Here is a 3,504-nt window from a genome sequence, read left to right on the forward strand (position 1 = left end):
CGGAGTCGAAGGTGACTGTGCCCCGCGGCGCGGTCCCGCCTGGCGACGAGGCCTTATGTGGAACTCCACATAAAGTTTCCTATGAGGAGCCCGAGAATATGCGGCGTCCGCCCGGTCGCGTCGACGCGGGCCTGGTCGGCGGGGATCTGATATTGGTTCGAGTCCGCATATTCAGAGGCTTTCGAGGAAGGCGAGGAGCGCATCGGGTGGGTGGTAGCGCCCTGGCGGCGTGCCTGGCGGGGCGGTCCGGGCGAGCGCCTTCTCTTTGAGGTCGAGGTCGGCGTGCATATAGACGCTGTAGGTGGTGCGGATGTCTTCGTGTCCGAGCCAGAGGGCGATAGTGGCGGCATCGACGCCGTGCCGTCGGAGGGTCATGGCGCAGCTGTGTCGCAGGGTGTGGGGGCTGACCGTCTTTCCTGTCAGCGATGGGCAGGACGCTGCAGCGGCCGCGACGTGACGGTCGACGAGGCGCCGGATCGCGTCGCGGCCGAGCGGTCTGCCGGAGGGGCCTGGGAACAGTGGATCGTCGGGCGCCCCGGCTCGCTCGATTAACCAGGCTTGCAGCAGCAGTCGGGTCTGCCGGCGCAGTGGCGTGATCCGCTCCTTGCGGCCTTTGCCGAAACAGCGCACGTGTGCGCCTGCGCCGAGATGGACGGCGCCGCAGGTCAGGGCGGTGAGTTCGCTGACCCGCAGCCCGGTTTCGAGGGCGAGCAGCAACAGTGCGTGATCACGTCGCCCGATCCTGGTCGAGCGGTCCGGCGCCGCGAGTAGCGCTTGCATCTCGGCGTCGGTGAGGTAGGTGATCAGGGCCCGGTTGGTGCGCTTGGGCGGGATCGCAAGCACGCGTTGGATCACCGCGGCGGATTCGGGGTGGCGGTAGGCGGCGAAACGGAACAGCGACCGAACGGCGGTGAGTCTGGCATTGCGGGTGCGGACGCTGGCGCCGCGTTCGGTCTGCAGGTGGCTCAGGAACGCGCCGATCAGCGGTCCGTCGAGGTCGTCGATGTCCAACTGGTGTGGTGCTTTGCCGGTGCGGCGCTGCGCGAACCGCAACAGGAGGCAGATCGCGTCGCGATAGGAGGCCACGGTATGCGGGCTGGCATCGCGCTGACCGATCAAGCGTTCGGTGAAGAACGCCTGCAGCAGTGGGGCGAGCGTGCTCATGGCTGCACCTCGATCGCGTCGAGCCGGTCGGCGATGAGTTCGAGCAACTCGGGGACCGCCGTCATGTACCAGTAGGTGGATTTCGGTGCGACGTGGCCCAGGTAGGTGGACAGCAGCGGCAGCCGTTGCTCGACGTCCAGGCCTTGCCGGTACCAGCGGATCAAGGTGTTCACGGCGAAGCTGTGTCGCAGGTCGTGCAACCGGGGAGGGCGATGATGGCCAGAACCGGCCAGCCCTGACTCGCGCACCAGGCGCGGGAACACGGTGCTGACGTTGTCGCGCAGCAGCCTTGTTCCTGTTGTGGAGGTGAAAAAGCTTGTGCTGCTTGGTGGGTGGTGATGCTGTCTTCCGTCGTGGCGGTATCGTCGTGCGTCGCGGCGGTGGGCGTAGCCGGCGAGCGCCTCGACGGTGCTCGGGTGCACGGGGATTTGGCGGGACTTGCCGTACTTGCTGTTGCGGATGGTCAGCAGCCCCTGCTGGAGGTCCACATCGTCGCGATCGAGGCGGACCGCCTCCCCCTCTCTGATGCCGGTGACGGCGACGAGCCCGATCAAGGTCTGATAGGTGTCCGCGCGATGCACGGTGGGCAGGCGACCTGCCGCCGTGAGGAGCTCGGCGATGTCGTCGTCGGTGTAGATGTAGGGCACGATCCGGTGACTGGGCGCGGGGATCAGACCAGCAGGGGGAATCTCGGTGGCCGGATCAAACGCGCTGAGGTAGCGGGCGAAGGCTCGGACGGTGCTCAGCCTGACCGCCCACCACGTGCGCTTCGCACTCGATGGTTGCTTGGCCCAGTCCACGGCATGGTTGATCGTCAGGTGCTCGGCGCCGACGGTGTCCAGGTAGGCCACGAACTGTGCGAGCATCTGGCCTTGGTAGACGAGTTTGTAGCCCATGGCGCGGCGGGTGGCCAGGTAGTCCGCCGCCGCGCTGCGATAGTCGGTCATCGGGCACCACCCGGCCAGGGTGTGGCGAGGTCGCGCAGAGCCAGATGATCGACCTTGGCGTAGATCGCCGTGGTCGCGATGGTGTGGTGGCGCAACACTTCCGCCACCTCGGGAAGCGAGGCGCCCGCCTGCAGCAGCTGCGTCCCGGCCGTGTGGCGAAGGCGGTGGGAGCCGAAGCTGCCCAGCCCGGCACGTTCGCTCGCGGCCCGCGCTACCTCGCTCACCCCGTCCGGGGTCAGCCCACGGAGCGGGGCGCACGCGCGGAGGAACACTTCTCGCTCGGGCCGGCGTGGGCGCCCCCGGCGCAGGTATGCGGCGATGGCCGCTCCCACGTCCGGCGGCAGCGGCAGGCGTTCCTCGGTGCGGCCCTTGCCGCGCACGACGATCTCGCCGGTCCGCCAGTCGATGTCGTCCAGGCGAAGCGCGGACACCTCGGCGGCGCGTAGCCCGAGCCGCACGAGCAGCAGCAAGATCGCGTAGTCGCGCCGCCCGAGCGGGCGCCGCCGGTCGCAGCTGGACAGCAACGCCGCGACCTGCGTCGAGGTCAGGCCGCGGGGCAGCGTGGCGCCGCTCCACCGCGCCACCGATGGGACCGCGCCAACCAGCGACACGCTGATCAACCCCTCGACCAGGGCGAAGCCAAGGAACGACCGCAGCCCGGTAGCGAGGCGTTCGGCTCCTCGGGTGCTGACCTGCCGGCACTGCGAGGTCATGAATTCGCTCACGTCGGCAGCGCTCAGCTCGTGCAGTTCGCGGACCGGGTGGGCTGCCAGGAACAGCGTCACGACCGGCACGTAGTTGGCTGCCGTGTCCGGCACCAGACCGCGCTCCACCGTGAGGTAGTCCCGGTAACGCTCGATCAACACCTGCTGCTCAGACCGCACCGGCAGAGCAGCCGGCGCGGTAGCCACGCCGATGTCGCTCAGGTAGTCAACGAGCCAGGACAACGATCTCGCTGTGGGCCGCCGCGAGCGGTTCTTCGCTCGACGCGCGGCAGCGAATTGCTCGATCAACTCCTGACTCAGGTCGCTCGCGGTCAGGCCGCGCCGGTGCAGGAACTTGCTCAACCCGCCGGCCAGCTGCAGATGCCGCTCAACCAATCGGGGCGTGTAACCCAGCCTCGTCAACCACTCCGCCATCCCCGGCGCCCACGGCGCCAGCGGACCTGTCATAGCCATCGTTAACTCCTCTCGAAACTTCCTGAGAGGCGAAGCCTGCCCGCCGCAGCGCGCCGTGACTATGCGGATCGATCCGCTCAATGCTGACGCCTGACCAGGCCCGCGTCGACGCGACCGGGCGGACGCCGCATATTGTCGGGCTCCTCATAGGAGGCCCAGGTCGACTACGGCAAGCTCGGCATGTGGCGCAACCCTGCCACCGACCGGCGGGTGGC

The 3,504-nt window shown here is 68.5% G+C and carries 3 protein-coding genes; all 3 read right to left on the reverse strand.

The window, feature by feature from the left end:
* Positions 1-171 precede the first annotated feature (171 nt).
* Genes AZG88_RS25975 through AZG88_RS25985 form a run of 3 tightly spaced genes read right to left on the reverse strand, consistent with a single transcriptional unit; the run spans position 172 to position 3,289 of the window.
* Positions 172-1,164, reverse strand: coding sequence for a tyrosine-type recombinase/integrase (locus AZG88_RS25975; RefSeq protein WP_061699630.1), 993 nt, complete (start codon positions 1,162-1,164; stop codon positions 172-174).
* The gene (locus tag AZG88_RS25980; RefSeq protein ID WP_005242909.1) at positions 1,161-2,111 is read right to left on the reverse strand and encodes a tyrosine-type recombinase/integrase; all 951 of its coding nucleotides are present in this window, start codon (positions 2,109-2,111) and stop codon (positions 1,161-1,163) included. Before AZG88_RS25980 ends, AZG88_RS25975 begins: the two co-directional genes overlap by 4 nt.
* On the reverse strand, positions 2,108-3,289 hold the full coding sequence (locus AZG88_RS25985; protein WP_005242907.1) for a tyrosine-type recombinase/integrase: 1,182 nt from the start codon (positions 3,287-3,289) through the stop codon (positions 2,108-2,110). The genes AZG88_RS25980 and AZG88_RS25985 overlap by 4 nt, the downstream gene beginning before the upstream one ends.
* Between the last annotated feature and the right edge of the window lie 215 nt (positions 3,290-3,504).

The organism is Rhodococcus sp. LB1, assembly GCF_001583455.1.
GTDB lineage: Bacteria > Actinomycetota > Actinomycetes > Mycobacteriales > Mycobacteriaceae > Rhodococcus_F > Rhodococcus_F opacus.